Below are 16,916 nucleotides of genomic sequence, written 5' to 3'. Positions count from 1 at the left end.
CGCGGCCCGGCCTGTTGCTCACACCGCGCTGAGAAGCGTAACAAACGCCGGGACTCGGGTCGCCGCTGGATGAAAACTCAGGGGCAGGTCACTGGCGGCTGGGCGATCCACACAACAGAGTATAACCTGTTTTCTAACGACGCGACGGTTGACGACGCCGGCACGGTTCTATTTCGCCGTCGAGATTTCGAGTCTCTTGCGGCCAGATTGGCGAAAAAGGGTCACCGTATGGCGCCCCTATCATTTGAGCCGGGCAATGGTTTGATCGACAACTACATCGACATCGCCCCCTACTCGGAAGAACCGTCGCTGAAAATCGCCCTATTCGGCTTCGCCACTACATCGTTCGGCATCGTCGTCCAGCGGTCGGAAACCTGACCTCCGCTGCGCCGCTTCGACGAGTGTCTGGAATGGGCGCCGCGCGCGGAAATGCTCAGACCCTGTGGACAGAGGTCAGCGACTTCTGACCACAGGATCCTGATCTGAACCAATCGGCGTGACGACCGCTTCATCCAGACCTGACGCTGGAGGCCCGATTGCCGCATTATTATTTCCACACCGAGAACGGTGATCGCATTCGTGACGACCAGGGCGAGGAATTGCCCGATGTTGAGGCCGCCCGCGAGGAGGCTGTCACCGTACTGGGCGAGATTCTGCGTTATCGCGGCTCGGCCTTCTGGACCACCGGCTCCTTCAGCGTAATCGTCACCGATGACGCCGGCCAGGCCGTGGTCAGCGTCACGGCCAGGGCCTCCGACAAGCCGCCAGAGGGCTGGAAGCTGAAGAAGGCCGGCGCATGAACACCAATCCGGTGAAGCCGCAGATCACCAACCTGGTCGAAAAACTGGCCCGGCGCGATGCAGTCACGGCGGCCGAGGCCGAGGCGCTGCAGGACATGCTGGGGCCGTCGAGGGACGTTCGCTTCGGGGCCGACATCGTGAGTCAGCACGAGCACCCGCTGCATTCCACCCTGCTGATCTCGGGCTTTTCTGCCCGGTACAGCACCCTTGCCGACGGGTCGCGTCAGATCACCGAGATCAATGTGCCCGGCGACTTCATCGACCTGCACAGTCTGCTGATGAAACAGATGGACCATGGAGTGGTGGCCCTGAGCGACTGCGTCGTCGCCTCCGCGCCCCATGCCAAGTTGATCAGGCTGACGGAAACCCAGCCGCATCTGATGCGGCTGCTGTGGCTGGACACCATCGTCGACGCAGCCATTCACCGCCAGTGGCTGGTGGCCATGGGGCGGCGCAGCGGCCTGGGCCATCTCGCCCATCTGGTGTGCGAACTCTATCTGCGCCTCCAGGCCGTGGGTCTGGCGGACGGGATGCGGTTCGAACTGCCCTTGACCCAGGCCGTGCTCGGCGACGCTCTGGGCCTGTCGACCGTCCATGTCAGCCGGCTCGTCACCGAGCTTCGCGGCGAGGGCGTCGTCAACTGGACCGGCGGCCAGGTGGAGATCGTGAACTGGCACAGGCTGGCCGAGATCGCCGAGTTCGACGCCACCTATTTGCGCCTCCAGAACGAGCCGGTCTGAGGGATTAACCCATGTTATCGCGCAGGGCTCCGCCCTGGGTTTGATCCGCCTCATGTCCGAATCGAATCTCGCGCGCGTCCTGCTGTCCCAACTGGCGGTCCAAGGGATTGATCCGGGTGACCAGCGGGTCTTTCCGGGCGCTCGTGTCCATTCGCTTCAGGACGGCCGGCCATTGGTCACCCTGGTGCTTGAGGGCGCGGTGGCGCGGCGAGGGGGCGGCCCCTTGTGCCTGGGTCTCGCCGGTCCCGGTGATCTGCTGAATTTCGACGCCGTCGCCGGAGGGGCCGCGCAAGAGGAAGGTCTGTGGCTGACCCACGGCCGACAGGCCGCTATTCCGGCCGACCGTCTGATCGCGACGATCGATCCTGGTATCCTGGTCGAGACTGCCATGGCGGACCTTCGAGGTCGGATGGAGGCGGCCAAGGCCGAGGTGGTGCGCCAGGCGCGGGGCCGGGTCACCGAACGGCTCGCCTCGCTCCTGCTGGATATTCACGCCCTAAGCGAGGCTACGGAAATACCGCTGCGTCAGAGCGATATCGCCGATCTGCTGGCCGTGCGCCGCGCGGGGATTTCCACAGCGGGCGGCGAACTGCAGGCGACCGGCGCGATCCGCGTCGGCCGGGCGTCGATCAGTCTCTGCGATATCGACGCCCTGGCAAGAGCGGCCGTCGGTCCGGCGCGCGAGGGCGGGCTTCACTCCACCGTGACGGACTTGGCCAGGTTGCGCGGCTGATCGACGTCCGTCCCCTTCTGGACGGCGGTGTAATAGGCCAGCAGCTGGACCGGCACGGCGTAGACCAGGGGCGCGATCAGCGGGTGGCAGTCGGGCGCATGGATGCGGCGGATGCCGGCGCCGTGGGGATCGGGGGCCTGTTCCGGCGCGATCATGATGACCGGGCCGCCGCGCGCCGCCACCTCCTGCAGGTTTGACGCGGTCTTCTCGAAAACGTCGTCCAGGGGAGCCAGGGCGATGGTGGGGGTATCTTCGTCGATCAGGGCGATGGGGCCGTGCTTCAGCTCGCCGGCGGCATAGCCCTCTGCGTGGATATAGCTGATCTCCTTCAGCTTCAGCGCGCCCTCCATGGCGAGAGGGAACATGGCGCCCCGGCCCAGGAACAGGACGTCGTCGGCCTTGGCCAGGTCCTGAACGACGGCGCGGATGCTCTCGTCCATACGCAGGGCGTCAGCGATCAGGCGGGGGCTTTCGAACAGGGCCTTGACCAGTTCGGCCTCTTGGATCGCGTCGATCCGGCCGCGAGCCACGCCGGCGGCGACAGCCAGGGCCAGCAGGGCGGCGACCTGGGCGGTGAAGGCCTTGGTCGAGGCGACGCCGATCTCGGGCCCGGCGTGGGTCGGCCACAGCACCTCGGCCTCGCGCGCCATGGACGAGGAATGGACATTGACCACGGCGGCGGTCTTCAACCCTTGCGCCTTGCACCAGGTCAGGCTGGCCAGGGTGTCGGCGGTCTCGCCGGACTGGCTGACGGCGACCGCCAGCGTCCTTTGCGACACGGCCGGGGAGCGGTAGCGGAACTCGGACGCGATCTCGACGTCGCACGGCAGGCCCGCCAGCTTCTCGAAGGCGTAGCGGCCGATCTGGCCGGCGTAGAAGGCGGTGCCGCAGGCGACGATCTGAATCCGGTCCAGGGCGGCGAAGTCGATGGCCTGGGGCTTGGCCTTGCCGGTCACCAGGTCGAGATATTCCGACAGGGTATGCTGGACGCTGTCGGGCTGTTCATGGATCTCCTTTTCCATGAAGTGGCGGTATTCGCCCTTTTCGACCATGGCCGAGGAGGCCGAGACCTGGACCACAGCCCGATCGACCGGGCGGCCGGACACGTCGAACATCTGGGCGCCGGACTTGGTCACGGCGACATAGTCGCCCTCTTCCAGATAGGAGATCTTCTGGGTGAAGGGGCCGACAGCCAGGGCGTCGGAGCCCAGATACATCTCGTCCTCGCCCCAGCCGACCACCAGGGGGCTGCCGCGACGGGCGCCCAGGATCAGATCGTCCTCGCCGTCGATCAGCACCGCCAGGGCATAGGCGCCGGTCAGCCGGTCCAGCGTGACCTTGAAGGCCTCCAGCGGCGCCCGGCCAGTGTTCAGCTCGGCGTCCAGCAGATGGGCGATGACCTCGGTGTCGGTCTGGCTTTCAAAGACATGGCCCTCGGCGGCCAGTTCGGCCTTCAGCTCGGCGAAGTTTTCGATGATGCCGTTGTGGACCAGGGTGACGCGGCCGGCCTTGTGCGGGTGGGCGTTGGCCGTGGTCGGGGCGCCGTGAGTGGCCCAGCGGGTGTGGCCGATGCCGACGGTGGCCTTCAGCGGGTCTTCGACCAGGACGGCTTCCAAATTGCGGATCTTGCCCTGGGCGCGGCGACGTTCGACCGAGCCGTCCACCACGGCGGCGACCCCGGCGGAGTCATAGCCGCGATATTCCAGCCGTTTCAGACTGTCGATCAGCCGGGGAACGACGGGTCCATTGCCGGTGACGCCGATGATGCCGCACATGGGCTGGAACTCCGCAGACGAGGGGAACAGAGGGGCGCCGCTTTGCACTGGCGGCGATCCGGGGCTAAGCCACGCATCGAGCCCCATCGGCCGTCTATGCAATCTTAAGGCGGACCGCATCAAAAAAGGGGTTTCGGAACGTTACCCGACACGAAGGACGACGCCTTGGGCGACAGGAAATATTTCGGCACCGACGGTATTCGCGGGCGCGCCAACACCTATCCGATGACGGCCGAGGTGGCGCTGCGCGTGGGCCTGGCTGCGGGGAAACTGTTCCGCACCGGCGACGACCGGCGCCATCTGGTGGTGATCGGCAAGGACACGCGCCTGTCCGGCTATACGATCGAGCCGGCCCTGGTCGCCGGCTTCGCCTCGGTGGGCATGGACGTGCGGACTTTCGGCCCGGTGCCGACGCCGGGCGTGGCCATGCTGACCCGGTCGATGCGCGCCGACCTGGGGGTGATGATCTCGGCGTCGCACAACGACTATGCCGACAACGGGATCAAGCTGTTCGGGCCGGACGGCTACAAGCTGTCGGATGAGATCGAGCTGAAGATCGAGGCCCTGATGGACGACGGTCTGGACCAGGGGCTGGCGCCGTCGAACAAGCTGGGTCGCGTCAAACGCATCGACGACGCCCAGGCCCGCTATATCGAGATCGCCAAACAGGCCTTCCCCAAGAAGCTGACCCTGCAGGGCCTGCGGATCGCCGTGGATTGCGCAAACGGCGCCGGCTACAAGGTCGCGCCCACCACCCTGTTCGAACTGGGCGCCGAAGTCTTCCCCGTGGGCGTCACCCCCAATGGAACCAATATCAATGCGGAGTGCGGTTCGACGCATCCCCAAACTCTGATCGAGGCGGTCAAACGCTACCGGGCCGACATCGGCATCGCCCTGGACGGCGACGCCGACCGGCTGATCATCTGCGACGAGAAGGGCCAGGTGGTGGACGGCGACCAGATCATGGCCCTGGTCGGGCTGGACTGGGCCAGGCGCGGGCGACTGGCGGGCGGCGGCGTGGTCGCCACCGTCATGTCCAACCTGGGGCTCGAGCGTAAGCTGAAGGCCGAGGGACTGACGCTGGAGCGGACCAAGGTCGGCGACCGCTATGTGATGGAGCGGATGCGCGAGGGCGGCTTCAACATCGGCGGCGAACAGTCGGGCCATATCATCCTGCATGACCACGCCACGACCGGCGACGGCCTGATGGCGGCGCTTCAGGTGCTGGCCGTCCTGGTCGAATCCGGGAAGCCGATGAGCGAGCTGGCGCGCCAGTTCGATCCGGTCCCGCAGCGGCTGGAGAATGTCCGCTACGCCGCCGGCAAGCCGCTGGACAGCGACAAGGTCAAGGCTGCAATCGCCGAGGCCGAGGCCGCGCTGAACGGCGCGGGCCGGTTGCTGGTCCGCCCGTCGGGCACCGAGAGACTGATCCGCGTCATGGCCGAGGGCGACGACGAGGCCCTGGTGAAACGGGTGGTGTCGGACGTGTCCGCGGCGGTGAAGGCGGCAGGGTAGGCGTCGCCGTCTCCTTCCTCTTGCGGGGGGCAACTCCTACGGACGCTGGCGACGCGGTGAAGAGCCCCTCCGTCACGACCCGAAGGCGCGTCGCGCCACCTCCCCGCGAAGCGGGGAGGAGACCGGTCTAGCCTTGTCCCTGTCCGCGATTTCACTTGCCGGATAGCGCGAGCGGGGCTCCACTGCGGGCTGACATTATCGCAGGGGGCTCCACCATGATCGACCGTCGCCGTCTTCTCCTGTCCGCCGCCGCCGGCGCGGGCCTCGCCGCTGCGGGCGGACCCGCCTTCGCCCACGGTGCGGCCGGCGACGCCGCCGCGGCCAAGGCCGCGCTGGCGACCTATATGGACCAGGCCTTCGAGCAGACCCTGGACCTGAGCCCGGAAGCGGTCACCGCCTTCGGTCTGGACAAAGGTCCGCGCGCCGCCACCAAGTCGCAGCTGACGGTCCCGACCCTGGCGAACGAGGAAAAATTCCGCGCCTTCACCAAGGCCCAGCGCGCGGCCTTGAGCGCGCTCGACCGGTCGTCGATGGACGCCCAGGACGGCGTCTATTACGATACCATCGCCGATAATCTGGACGGGGTCATCGCCACCTTCGCCATCCCCTACGGCCAGGGCGGCTGGCCCAATCCGTATCGGGTCAGCCAGCAGGGCGGGGCCTATCAGTCGACGCCGGACTTCCTCGCCAACCAGCACACGATCGAGACGGCGGCCGACGCCGATGCCTATGTGTCCCGGATCGCCGCCTTCGCCGACGTGCTGAGCGCCGAGACCGAGCGACTGCGCGAGGACTACGCCCTGGGCGTCATCCCGCCCGACTTCATCCTGGCCAAGGCCATCCGCCAGCAGGACGGAATCCTGGGCACGGCCGCCGCCGCCTCGCCGATGGTCGCCTCGGTCGTGGATCGGAGCGGCCAGAAGGGATTGACCGGCGACTGGGGCGCCCAGGTCGAAGCCCTGTTGAGCCAGAAGGTCTATCCGGCCCTGGCGGCGCAGAACGCCCTGCTGAAGGCTGCCCTGCCGCGCGCGGGTCACGAGGCCTCGGTGCGGCGCCTGCCCCAGGGCCAGCAGTATTACGCCAACAGCCTGCGCTACATCACCACCACCCGGCTGACGGCGGACGAGATCCATCGCACCGGCCGCGAACAGATGGCCGAACTGACCGCCCGCGCCGACGGCCTGCTGAAGACCCAAGGCCTGACGCAGGGGACGGTTGCGGAGCGAATTCGGGCCCTCGGCGAAGATCCCCAGTACGTCTATCCGAACACCGACGCCGGCAAGGCCGAGCTGATCGAGAAGCTGAACGCCCAGATGGCCGACATGCAGGCCCGTCTGCCCAACGCCTTCGGCCGCCTGCCCAAGGCCACGGTCCAGATCAAGCGGGTCCCTCCCGAGATCGAGGCCGGCGCGCCGATGGGCTATTACAACTCGCCCAGTCTGGATGGGTCGCGGCCCGGCATCTACTGGATCAATCTGAAGGACACGTCGGAATGGCCGTCCTGGACCCTGCCGACCCTGACCTATCACGAGGCCGCGCCCGGCCACCATCTGCAGATCAGCCTGCAACAGGAGAGCGCGGCGGCGCCGAAGCTGATGAACCTGCTGGGCTTTTCCAGCTATGTCGAAGGCTGGGGGCTATACTCCGAACAGCTGGCCGACGAACTGGGCGCCTATGAGAACGATCCGGTGGGCCAGATCGGCTATATCCAGTCGCTGATGTTCCGCGCCGCCCGCCTGGTGGTCGATACCGGCATCCACTCCAAGGGCTGGAGCCGCGAACAGGGCATCCAGTACATGATGGAGGCCTATGGCGACCAGGAGGGCGCGGCCGTGTCCGAGGTCGAACGCTATTGCGGTTGGCCGGGCCAGGCCTGCGCCTACAAGGTCGGTCACAACGAATGGGTCCGGTTGCGCGAAAAGGCCAAGACGACGCTGGGCGATCGGTTCGACCTGAAGGGTTTCCACGACACGGCCCTGGCCACCGGCGGCGTGCCCCTGTCGGTGCTGGAGCGGATCGTGGACGGCTGGATCGCGACCCAGGCCTAGGCCCAGGCCTAGTCCGACACCGTCAGGCCGTCGATCCGCCGCAGCCGGTTGTGCATGTCGGTGGCGGCGACGGCGGCCTCTGCGGTGGCGACGGCGATCTGATTCAGGCCGCGCACCACATCGCCGGCGGCATAGAGGCCCGGCACGCTGGTTCCCTGGTGCAGATCGACCTCCAGCCGGCCGTCGTCGGCGAGCTGGGCGCCCATCGTCTGAGCCAGTTCGGCGTTGGGGGACGTGCCCAGCGCCGAATAGACAAGGTCAAAACCACGGGCGCGACCGCCCCAGGTCAGGGCCGTGACCCGGTCCTGTTCGATGGAGACGGCCTCGATCGGAGCGAGGATCAGTTCGACGCCCAGCCGGTCCAGTTCGTCGTGCCGGGTCAGGGCCGACGCCGGACCGACATGGATCAGCGTCACCCGCTCGGAATAGGTGCGCATGAAGGCGGCTTCTCGCGCGCCCTTGTCGTCATGGCCGATGATCGCGACCGCCTTGTCCGTCGCCTCATAGCCGTCGCAGATCGGGCAGATGCGGACCAGGGACCGCTGGATCGCGCGCTCGACGCCGGGCAGGTCGGGATGATGGTCGATGACCCCGGTCGCCAGAAGCGCGATCCGGGCCCGGATCGACCGGCCGCCGATCTGGGCCGTGAAACCGTCGCCGTCTCGCGTGAGGGTCTCGACACGACCGGAGACGATCTCCGCACCATATTCCAGCGCCTGATCGCGCATGCGCTGCAGGATGTCGGTCCCCGCCACCCCTGCGGGAAAGCCCGGCATGTTGTGGCTGATCGGGATCCAGCAGGCGCGGGGATCGCCCGCGTCGACGACCAGGGTCCGCCGTCTGAACCGCCCCAGATAGGCGGCGGCCGTCAGTCCGGCCGGGCCGGCGCCGACGATCAAGGCCTCGGGTTCAAAGCTTGCGGAGGGCATCGGGCCGGTGAGCCGCCTTGGCGCCGGTCTTGTCGCTCTCCACGAGAAACTCGGGATCATCTCGCGACGCGGCGACCTTGTGATCCTTGATGCGTATCGGAGAGACGACCTTCTTGACGACCTTGCCCGTCGTCGTCCCTTGGCTGTGATCCCATTTCACACGGTCGCCGGGGCGGAAGGATTGCTCTGACATACGACCGGTCTCCTCAGGATGGCTTCCTGCTCAGCGATCAGGCTCCGCATCAGTTCCGCATCGACGATCGGGGGCGCCTCGCAGAATACGGCGATCCATTTATCGACAAGCGCCTGCTCATCCTGGGTCATTCGCGGGGTCCGTCATTGTCTGGGGGGTAGCCAGGCATAAAGCGTCGCGCGCCGGGCGGTTCAGCTTGGCCTTGGGCTTTTTTAGAGACGGACCAGACTGAAGCCGGGGTTTGCGCAGGCGCGTCGTCCCGCTATATCCCCGCCACGATATTCTTTCCCCCAAAGCTTCAGAGGCGGACCTCACGCATGGCCAAGATCAAGGTCGAAAACCCCATCGTCGATATCGACGGCGACGAAATGACCCGCATCATCTGGCAGATGATCAAGGACAAGCTGGTCTTCCCGTTCCTGGATCTCGAGCTGGACTATTACGACCTGGGCATGGAGCACCGCGACGCCACCGACGACCAGGTGACGATCGACGCCGCCCACGCGATCCAGAAGCACGGCGTCGGCGTGAAATGCGCCACCATCACCCCGGACGAGGCGCGGGTGAAGGAGTTCGGCCTGAAGAAGATGTGGAAGTCGCCCAACGGCACGATCCGCAACATCCTGGGCGGCGTGGTCTTCCGCGAGCCGATCATCTGCTCGAATGTGCCGCGCCTGGTGCCGGGCTGGACCCAGCCGATCGTCGTCGGCCGCCACGCCTTCGGCGACCAGTACAAGGCCACCGACTTCCTGATGCCGGGACCGGGAACCCTGACGATCAAGTTCGTCGGCGACGACGGCGAAGTGATCGAGCACGAGGTCTACAAGGCCCCCGGCGCCGGCGTGGCTATGGCCATGTACAATCAGGACGATTCTATCCGCGAGTTCGCCCACGCCAGTTTCGCCTATGGCCTGCAGCGCAACTATCCGGTCTATCTGTCGACCAAGAACACCATCCTGAAAGCCTACGACGGCCGCTTCAAGGACCTGTTCCAGGAGATTTTCGACGCCCACTACGCCGCCGAGTTCAAGGCGCGCGGCCTGACCTATGAGCACCGTCTGATCGACGACATGGTCGCGGCGGCGATGAAATGGTCGGGCGGCTTCGTCTGGGCGTGCAAGAACTATGACGGCGACGTCCAATCCGACGTCGTGGCCCAGGGCTTCGGCTCGCTGGGCCTGATGACCTCGGTCCTGATGACGCCGGACGGCAAGGTGCTGGAGACCGAGGCCGCCCACGGCACCGTGACCCGCCACTACCGCCAGCATCAGAAGGGCGAGGCCACCTCGACCAACTCGATCGCCTCGATCTTCGCCTGGACCCGCGGCTTCAAACACCGCGCCAAGCTGGACGACAACGCGGCCCTGGGCGTCTTCGCCGAGACCTTGGAAAAGGTCGTCGTCGACACCGTCGAGGCCGGTTACATGACCAAGGACCTGGCGCTTCTGGTCGGCGACCAGCAGGGCTGGCTGACCACCGAGGGCTTCCTCGACAAGGTCGCCGAGAACCTGCAGGCGGCCCTGCCGGACGCCGGCTAAGCCCGTCTCGAAGCCGCGCGAAGCGTGGCGGACAGCCGAGAATAAAGCCCCGCCGGAACGATCCGGCGGGGCTTTTCATTGCGTCGTCGTCACGGGCATGCATGATCGGCTCGACCTTGGGGAAGCGACTTGAAACGACTGTTTGGCAATCTTCTGATCCTGGCGATCGTGGTGGCGGTGGTCGCCTTCTTCGCGGCGCCGGCCGTGGGCTTCTTCGCCATCCGCTCGGCGGCGGAGGCCAGCGATGTGCAGGGGCTGGCCCGGTTGATCGACTTCCCGGCGGTGCGTCAGTCGTTGCGGCCGCAACTGACCGGGCGGCCCGAAGCCTTGGCGCCGGCGCCCTCCTTCCTCGAGGATCCGATCGGCGCGGTCCGGCGTCAGCTCGAACAGAATCCGGTCGTTCGCGCGCCCGACGTCGACGCCTATCTGACCCCCGCCGCCCTGGCCGCCCTCATGCGGGGCGAGGGGCGTTACGCCAGCCTGAGGACGACGATTCAGACCGAGGCCGAGGCGGCCGAGCCCTGGCCGCGCCCGGTCTTCTGGAGCGTCAACCGGGCGCGGATGGCCGTCGAGGACCAGGGCGGATCGCGCACCGTCTTCACCTTCGAGCGACGGGGTCCGTTCGAGTGGAAACTGGTCCAGATCGGTCTGCCGGACGGGGCCGCGCCTCCACCGCCGCCGGCGCCTCCGCCTGCGGCAAAGGCCAAGGGCGCCTCGTGACCCCGGTCCAGCGTTGGACGGGCGTGGACGCGTCATGACCCGCAAGATCGTTACCGGACTACTGGTCGCCGTCGTGGCCGGCCTGCTGATCGCCTGTTTCGTCTCGCCCTTCGTCGCGGCCCAGGGCCTGATCCGGGCGGCGCGGACGGGGGATCAGGCGGGGCTGGAGCGCTACGTCGACTTTCCCGCCTTCCGCGCCAGTCTGAAGACCGAACTGAACGCCCGCGCGGCCTTGGAAATCCGCCGCCGCGCCGGAGACGACACCGGCATGGCGGCCCTGGGCATGTTGCTGGCGCCATCGCTGGTCGAGGGGGCGGTCGACGGCTTCGTCACCCCCCAGGCCATCGCCGCCATGGTGCGCTCAGGCGAGAAGCCTCGCCCGGAACGGCCGGTTCCGCCGACGGACACGCCCGCGACGCCCAAGGATCGAATTCATCAGTCCTGGGCCTATCGCGGGATCAACGCCTTCGCCGTGACCCTGACACGCGACGACCGGCCCGACGACGCCCTGGTTCTGATCCTGGAGCGGCGGGGCCTGTTCGGCTGGCAACTGACCGGGGTGGACCTGACGCCGGATCCGATGGGCTAGGTATCCGGGCGGGCTTCAGCCCGCGAGGGCCGCACGCACCGCCGCCAGACCGTCCTCGGCCTTGGAACCGTCAGGGGCGCCGCCTTGGGCGAAGTCCGGCTTGCCGCCCGCGCCCTGACCGCCCATGGCCAGGACCGCCGCGCGGGCCAGATCGGCGGCGCTGATCCGGTCGGCCCCGGTCCCGGCAAGGTCGGAGGTGACGGCGACGGTGACGGCGGCCTTGCCCTCGGTCACGCCGATCAGGGCGACGACGCCGGTTCCGACCTGTTTGCGGAAGTCCTCGGCCACGCCGCGCAGACCCTTGCCGTCGACCCCGTCCAGAACGCGGGCCATCAGCTTGATCCCGCCGATCTCTTCCGGCGCGGCGGACGCGCCCGAACCGCCGCCCAGAGCCAGTTGCTTCTTCAGTTCGGCGACCTGTTTCTCCAGCGTCTTGACCGAACCCTGCAGGGCCTCGACCCGGCCGGGGACGTCCTGGGTCTGGATCTTGAAGTCGCGGGCCAGGCCGCGCGTGACCTTGGCCTGGGCTTCCAGATAGAGGCGGGCCGCCTCGCCGGTCAGGGCCTCGATGCGGCGGACGCCGGCGGCGACGCCGGTTTCCTGAACCACCTTGAACAGGCCGATGTCGCCGGTGCGGGCCACGTGGGTGCCGCCGCACAGTTCGACCGAATAGGGGGCGTTATCGCTGACCAGCGAGCGGCCCAGGGTCAGAACCCGGACTTCGTCGCCGTATTTCTCCCCGAACAGGGCGATGGCGCCGGCCTCAATGGCGTCCTGAGGGGCCATCAGCTTGGTTTCCGCCGGGACGTTCTGACGGATCACGGCGTTGACCTCGGCCTCGATGGCGGCCAGCTCGTCCTCGGTCACGGGGGCTCCGTGGCTGAAGTCGAAACGGGCGCGCTCGGCATCGACCAGCTGGCCCTTCTGGGCGACCGCCGGGCCAAGCACATTCTTCAGGGCCGTGTGCAGCAGGTGGGCGGCCGAGTGGTTGGCGCGGGTGGTCATACGCTTGTCGGCGTCCACCAGTTGGGCGACGCGGGCGCCGATCTGCAGCGTTCCGGCCGTGATCTGGACCGACAGGACGTGCAGGTCGCCAGCGTGTTTCTTGACGTCCAGCACTTCCGCCTCGCCGCCCGGCCATTCCAGCGTGCCTTGATCCCCGGTCTGGCCGCCGCTTTCGGCGTAGAAGGGGGTGTTGTCGAACAGGATCTCGACGATCTCGCCGGCCTCGGCCGTCTCTACGGGTGCGCCGCCGTTCATCAGGGCCAGGACCTCGCCCGAGCCCTCGATGTTGTCATAGCCGGTGAAGACGGTCGGACCCATGCGGTCGCGGATGGCCAGCCATTCATTGGTGTTGGCGGTCTGGCCCGAGCCCTTCCAGTGTTCGCGCGAACGCTGGCGCTGTTCGGCCATGGCGGATTCGAAGCCATCGACATTGACCGAGAAGCCGCGACGACGGGCCTCGTCCTGGGTCAGGTCCAGCGGGAAGCCATAGGTGTCGGACAGGGTGAAGGCGGTCTGGCCGTCCAGCATGTCGCCGGGACGGAAGCCCTGAACCGCCGTGTCGAACAGGGCCATGCCCCGGCCGAGCGTGGTGCGGAAACGCACCTCTTCCTGTTTCAGCGTATCCTCGATGAAGGGCTGGGCGCGGGCCAGTTCCGGATAGGCGTCGCCCATCTGGGCTACCAGGGTCGGGACCAGACGGTGCATCAGCGGATCGGCGGCGCCCAGCAGGTGGGCGTGGCGCATGGCGCGGCGCATGATCCGGCGCAGCACATAGCCCCGGCCCTCGTTCGACGGGGTGACGCCGTCGGCGATCAGGAAGGAGGACGAACGCAGGTGGTCGGCGATGACCCGGTGGCTGGCGGCGCGCTCGCCGTCCGACTTGGTCGAGGTGGCGTCTTCCGAGGCGGCGATCAGGGTCTTGAACAGGTCGGTCTCGAACACCGAATGCACGCCCTGGAGCACGGTGGTGATCCGCTCCAGCCCCATGCCGGTGTCCACGCTGGGCTTGGGAAGGTTGCGAACGATCTGATCGTTCTCCTTCTCGAACTGCATGAAGACGTTGTTCCAGATCTCGACATAGCGATCACCGTCCTCGTCAGGCGAACCGGGAGGGCCGCCGGCGATCTTGTCGCCGTGATCCCAGAAGATTTCGGTGCAGGGACCGCAGGGACCGCTGTCGCCCATGGCCCAGAAGTTGTCGCTGCCGGCGATGCGGATGATCTTGTCGTCGCCGAAGCCGGTGACCTTCTTCCAGATCGCCGCCGCCTCGTCGTCGTCGATATAGACGGTGACCAACAGGCGTTTGGCGTCCAGGCCGAACTCCTGCGTCACCAGTTTCCACGCCCGGTCGATGGCGTGTTCCTTGAAATAGTCGCCGAAGGAGAAATTCCCCAGCATCTCGAAGAAGGTCAGGTGGCGGGCGGTGTAGCCGACATTGTCCAGGTCATTGTGCTTGCCCCCGGCGCGGACGCATTTCTGCGAGCTGGTGGCGCGGGGATAGGGCGGCTTGGACGCGCCGGTGAAATAGTCCTTGAACGGCACCATGCCGGCGTTGACGAACAGCAGGGTCGGATCGTTCTGCGGCACCAGCGGAGCCGAGTGCACCTTCTCGTGGCCGTCGGCCGCGAAGAAGTTCAGATAGGTGGCGCGGATCTCGTTCAGGCTGGGCATTTGGGCGTGTCTTCGGCTGGGCGGTCGCTAAGGAACCGGCGTCATATAGGGTTTCGTCGGCGAACGCATCATCCGGTCGGGGGATGGCGAACGCCTCACACCCGCGGCGGCGGACCGAACTTGCCGGCCTGATAGTCTTGCATGGCCTGGATGATTTCCTCGCGGGTGGTCATGACGAAGGGGCCGTGGCTGAAGACGGGCTCGTTGATCGGTTCGGCGTGACCCAGCAGGACGACGGCCTCGGTCTGGGCCTTGATCTCGACCGTGTCGCCCTCGCCCAGGGCGGCGAGGTTCCATTCGGGCACGGGGGTTCCGGCGACGGAGACCTGGCCCTTGACCGTATAGAAGAAGACATTGCGGCCGGTGGCGACCGGGGCCTCGAACCGGGCGCCGGCGGGCAGACGGACGACGGCCAGATGGATGTCGATCAGCGACTGGATCGGCGCCGCGACCCCCAGCCATTCGCCGGAGACCGGCTCGACTGTGACCCCGCCCTCGGTGGTGAAGGTCGGGATGTCGGCGGCCTGAAGGCCCACATAGTTGGGCCTGGTCATCTTCAGGCGCGAGGGCAGGTTGACCCATAGCTGAAGGATTTCCATCGGCCCGCCGTCGCGCTTGAAGTCGGCCGGCGACAGTTCTGCGTGGATCAGGCCCGAGCCGGCGGTCATCCACTGGATGCCGCCCGCCCTTATGATGCTCTCGCCGCCGCCGGAATCATTATGGGCCAGTTCGCCGTCGAGACGGTCTCGAACCCCCGGTGCGGGTGTGGGCCGAACGGCAGGCCGTCGTTGCCCGGCGCATAGGTCTGGGGCCCGTGGTGGTTCAGGAACAGGAAGGGATCGACCTGGTCCAGGCCCGGGCCGGGCACCGGACGGCGCGTGATCAGGTCGCCGATGTCATCGCGGTCGGCGGGATGCAGGCGCAGGACGGGGCGGGGAGTCATCAGGGTCATTCGTCACATATAGTGTGGCGATTCAGGCGTGGCGAGCTTAGCCGATTCGCGAGACGGTGACGGGCCGGGCGCGGCCGTCCTGGACCCATTCGCCGGTCCAGCCCGGTCCCGCCGGCTGGAGCCGCAATTCGCCGCCGGAGACCGGAACCACAAGCTTGCCGCCGACGGTGGCGACGGGGCCGGCCGGGCCGCTCAGGGGCGTTTCGGGCGGAGCGTCGAGCCTGCGCCAGGCGCCTTCGACCCGCCGTCCCTGGCCCTGGTCGGTCAGGGCCAGGGACATCAGGGGCGCGCCGTCCGCTGCGCTCACGCGCCAGCGGCCGTCCAGAGGTCCCATGAGACGATCGGTGTCGATCTCGGCTTGTGCCACCCCTTGGTCGTAGGCGACCTCGGCGTCGGTCGGGCTGACCTCATAACTGCCGACATACGCACCGACGTCTACCGGTCTCGTCAGGGGGGCGCGGTGCAGATCCATATCCGCGTCGCCTTGAGCCTGTTCTCGACCAAAGTCGGAGGGAGGTTCAAACGGTCGCACCACCGGCGCCTGATAAGTCTCGGGGGTGGCGTCGAGCAGACCGGTGGTCTGGACGACGGGGTCGGAACTCAGGGCGATTACGAAAACTAGCCAGAACATGAGCTTAACCTGCCAAACACTGCACTGCGGCGCCTAGTGCAGATCGGTCACACGCGAAAACGTGATCCTGACGTCGCGGAACCTTTGTCAGGCAAGATTGAGCCGATGATCGCCGCGGTGCGTTGACACCGCCGCCTTGGGGTCACAAAAGCCTTCGCAACCGCACACGGCGATTGAATTCATTCGCTTTTGAGAACCATTCGCATGACTCAGCCCAGCCCGACCCCGGGGGTTGCATCCGGCGACCGGACCGGTCGTTTCGTCACCCAGCCCAACGGTCACGTCACGCCGCTTTCGCCCCACATGGACATCTGGCGCTGGCATGTGACCATGGCCGCCTCGATCCTGTTCCGGGCCACCATCATCGCCGCAACCGTCGGCGTCCTGTTCGTCACGGCCTGGCTCGGCGCCCTGGCCTGCGGGCCTGAAGCTTACGAGACCGCCCTGGCCCTGGCCGGATCGCCGCTGGGCCTGTTCGTCGGCTTCGGCCTGACGGCGGTGCTGTTCTCCTTCATCCTGAACGGCGCCCGCCACACCATTAACGACACTGGCAACGGCCTGACGATCAAGACATCGACAACCCTGTCGAACATCGCCGTCTGGGCGCCGGTTCCTCTGGCGGTCCTGTTCTGGGTCGTCCTGTTCGCTGTCGGGAGGGTTTCGCTGTGAGCGGCGCCGCCAAGTTCAAGAACAACGTCAAGATTTCGGAGCGCCACGGCGCCGGCGAATGGGCCGCCGAGCGGGTGCTGCTGGTGATCCTGCTGCCGCTGGGCCTGTGGGTCGCCTCGACCGGTTTCACCCTGGCGGGCGCGGCCTATAAGGTCGTTCTGGACTGGTTCGCCAGTCCGCTGAACGCAGGCCTGCTGGCCGTCACGGCCGTGGTCTTCTTCTGCTATGTCAGCCTGGCCTGGAAGGTCATCCTCGAGGACTACGTGCCCCAGCCGGGCGCCCGCAAGGCGCTGCTGGGTCTGCTGAACCTGGTCTTCCTCGTGCTGGCGGCCGCCAGCGTCTTCTTCATCGTGCGGCTGGCGCTGGGTTCGGCGCCCCTGCCCGCCGGTCTCGGAGCCTGATCGCATA

General features: G+C 67.1%; 18 protein-coding genes and 1 pseudogene. 11 read left to right on the top strand and 8 right to left on the bottom strand.

Annotation, left to right across the window (positions count from 1 at the left end; translation table 11 throughout):
* The 4 genes from H2037_RS14270 to H2037_RS14255 form a co-directional block, all read left to right on the top strand.
* A partial coding sequence (locus H2037_RS14270; RefSeq protein ID WP_292123330.1) for a hypothetical protein occupies nucleotides 1-378 on the top strand: 378 nt, incomplete at its 5' end.
* 158 nt (nucleotides 379-536) lie between these two features.
* Entirely contained in the window at nucleotides 537-800 is a 264-nt protein-coding gene (locus H2037_RS14265) for a hypothetical protein (RefSeq protein ID WP_292123328.1), read from the top strand.
* On the top strand, nucleotides 797-1,540 hold the full coding sequence (locus H2037_RS14260; protein WP_292123326.1) for a Crp/Fnr family transcriptional regulator: 744 nt from the start codon (nucleotides 797-799) through the stop codon (nucleotides 1,538-1,540). The genes H2037_RS14265 and H2037_RS14260 overlap by 4 nt, the downstream gene beginning before the upstream one ends.
* A 52-nt stretch (nucleotides 1,541-1,592) precedes the next feature.
* Nucleotides 1,593-2,273 carry a helix-turn-helix domain-containing protein gene (locus H2037_RS14255; protein ID WP_292123323.1) on the top strand — a complete coding sequence of 227 codons (681 nt, stop codon included), beginning with the start codon at nucleotides 1,593-1,595 and terminating at the stop codon, nucleotides 2,271-2,273.
* Here H2037_RS14255 and glmS read toward each other — a convergent pair.
* The gene (gene glmS, locus H2037_RS14250; RefSeq protein WP_292123321.1) at nucleotides 2,234-4,048 is read right to left on the bottom strand and encodes a glutamine--fructose-6-phosphate transaminase (isomerizing); all 1,815 of its coding nucleotides are present in this window, start codon (nucleotides 4,046-4,048) and stop codon (nucleotides 2,234-2,236) included. The two genes, H2037_RS14255 and glmS, sit on opposite strands and share 40 nt — an antisense overlap.
* 165 nt (nucleotides 4,049-4,213) lie before the next feature.
* On the opposite strand from glmS, the gene glmM reads away from it, so the two are divergent.
* A complete protein-coding gene (glmM, locus tag H2037_RS14245; RefSeq protein WP_292123319.1) occupies nucleotides 4,214-5,563 on the top strand; it encodes a phosphoglucosamine mutase in 1,350 nt (449 codons plus the stop codon).
* Nucleotides 5,564-5,778: 215 nt separating this feature from the next.
* Entirely contained in the window at nucleotides 5,779-7,611 is a 1,833-nt protein-coding gene (locus H2037_RS14240; protein ID WP_292123317.1) for a DUF885 family protein, read from the top strand.
* Nucleotides 7,612-7,619: 8 nt separating this feature from the next.
* On the opposite strand, the gene H2037_RS14235 is transcribed toward H2037_RS14240, so the two are convergent.
* Genes H2037_RS14235 through H2037_RS14225 form a run of 3 tightly spaced genes read right to left on the bottom strand, consistent with a single transcriptional unit; the run spans nucleotide 7,620 to nucleotide 8,864 of the window.
* On the bottom strand, nucleotides 7,620-8,540 hold the full coding sequence (locus tag H2037_RS14235; protein ID WP_292123316.1) for an NAD(P)/FAD-dependent oxidoreductase: 921 nt from the start codon (nucleotides 8,538-8,540) through the stop codon (nucleotides 7,620-7,622).
* Complete coding sequence (locus H2037_RS14230) at nucleotides 8,521-8,733, bottom strand: DUF2945 domain-containing protein (protein ID WP_292123314.1); 213 nt, start codon at nucleotides 8,731-8,733, stop codon at nucleotides 8,521-8,523. Before H2037_RS14230 ends, H2037_RS14235 begins: the two co-directional genes overlap by 20 nt.
* Complete coding sequence (locus H2037_RS14225) at nucleotides 8,697-8,864, bottom strand: hypothetical protein (RefSeq protein ID WP_292123312.1); 168 nt, start codon at nucleotides 8,862-8,864, stop codon at nucleotides 8,697-8,699. Before H2037_RS14225 ends, H2037_RS14230 begins: the two co-directional genes overlap by 37 nt.
* Nucleotides 8,865-9,050: 186 nt before the next feature.
* Here H2037_RS14225 and H2037_RS14220 point away from each other — a divergent pair, with 186 nt between their 5' ends.
* The 3 genes from H2037_RS14220 to H2037_RS14210 all read left to right on the top strand — a co-directional run bounded on the left by H2037_RS14220 (nucleotide 9,051) and on the right by H2037_RS14210 (nucleotide 11,580).
* On the top strand, nucleotides 9,051-10,271 hold the full coding sequence (locus H2037_RS14220; RefSeq protein WP_292123310.1) for an NADP-dependent isocitrate dehydrogenase: 1,221 nt from the start codon (nucleotides 9,051-9,053) through the stop codon (nucleotides 10,269-10,271).
* 129 nt (nucleotides 10,272-10,400) lie between these two features.
* Nucleotides 10,401-10,991, top strand: coding sequence for a DUF2939 domain-containing protein (locus H2037_RS14215; RefSeq protein ID WP_292123308.1), 591 nt, complete (start codon nucleotides 10,401-10,403; stop codon nucleotides 10,989-10,991).
* A gap of 34 nt (nucleotides 10,992-11,025) precedes the next feature.
* Nucleotides 11,026-11,580 (top strand): DUF2939 domain-containing protein, encoded by a 555-nt coding sequence (locus H2037_RS14210; RefSeq protein ID WP_292123306.1) that lies wholly within the window; start codon nucleotides 11,026-11,028, stop codon nucleotides 11,578-11,580.
* 15 nt (nucleotides 11,581-11,595) lie between these two features.
* Here the strand turns inward: H2037_RS14210 and alaS are convergent, their stop codons facing one another.
* The 4 genes and pseudogenes from alaS to H2037_RS14190 form a co-directional block, all read right to left on the bottom strand.
* The gene (gene alaS, locus H2037_RS14205; RefSeq protein WP_292123304.1) at nucleotides 11,596-14,256 is read right to left on the bottom strand and encodes an alanine--tRNA ligase; all 2,661 of its coding nucleotides are present in this window, start codon (nucleotides 14,254-14,256) and stop codon (nucleotides 11,596-11,598) included.
* A gap of 95 nt (nucleotides 14,257-14,351) precedes the next feature.
* Entirely contained in the window at nucleotides 14,352-14,810 is a 459-nt protein-coding gene (locus tag H2037_RS14200; RefSeq protein ID WP_292123333.1) for a pirin-like C-terminal cupin domain-containing protein, read from the bottom strand.
* A gap of 81 nt (nucleotides 14,811-14,891) precedes the next feature.
* Nucleotides 14,892-15,199 (bottom strand): annotated as a pseudogene (locus H2037_RS14195) (pirin family protein); the annotation flags it as partial.
* A 46-nt stretch (nucleotides 15,200-15,245) separates the two neighbouring features.
* Nucleotides 15,246-15,839: a hypothetical protein gene (locus H2037_RS14190; RefSeq protein WP_292123302.1), complete on the bottom strand. Its 594-nt coding sequence runs from the start codon at nucleotides 15,837-15,839 to the stop codon at nucleotides 15,246-15,248.
* Between the two features lie 204 nt (nucleotides 15,840-16,043).
* On the opposite strand from H2037_RS14190, the gene sdhC reads away from it, so the two are divergent.
* On the top strand, nucleotides 16,044-16,508 hold the full coding sequence (gene sdhC, locus H2037_RS14185) for a succinate dehydrogenase, cytochrome b556 subunit (RefSeq protein ID WP_292123300.1): 465 nt from the start codon (nucleotides 16,044-16,046) through the stop codon (nucleotides 16,506-16,508).
* A complete protein-coding gene (sdhD, locus tag H2037_RS14180; protein ID WP_292123298.1) occupies nucleotides 16,505-16,909 on the top strand; it encodes a succinate dehydrogenase, hydrophobic membrane anchor protein in 405 nt (134 codons plus the stop codon). Before sdhC ends, sdhD begins: the two co-directional genes overlap by 4 nt.
* Nucleotides 16,910-16,916 lie beyond the last annotated feature (7 nt).

The organism is Brevundimonas sp. (assembly GCF_013912065.1).
Classification (GTDB): domain Bacteria; phylum Pseudomonadota; class Alphaproteobacteria; order Caulobacterales; family Caulobacteraceae; genus Brevundimonas.
Note: the sequence above shows the minus strand (reverse complement) of the source record. Positions and strands in the feature narration are given on the sequence as shown.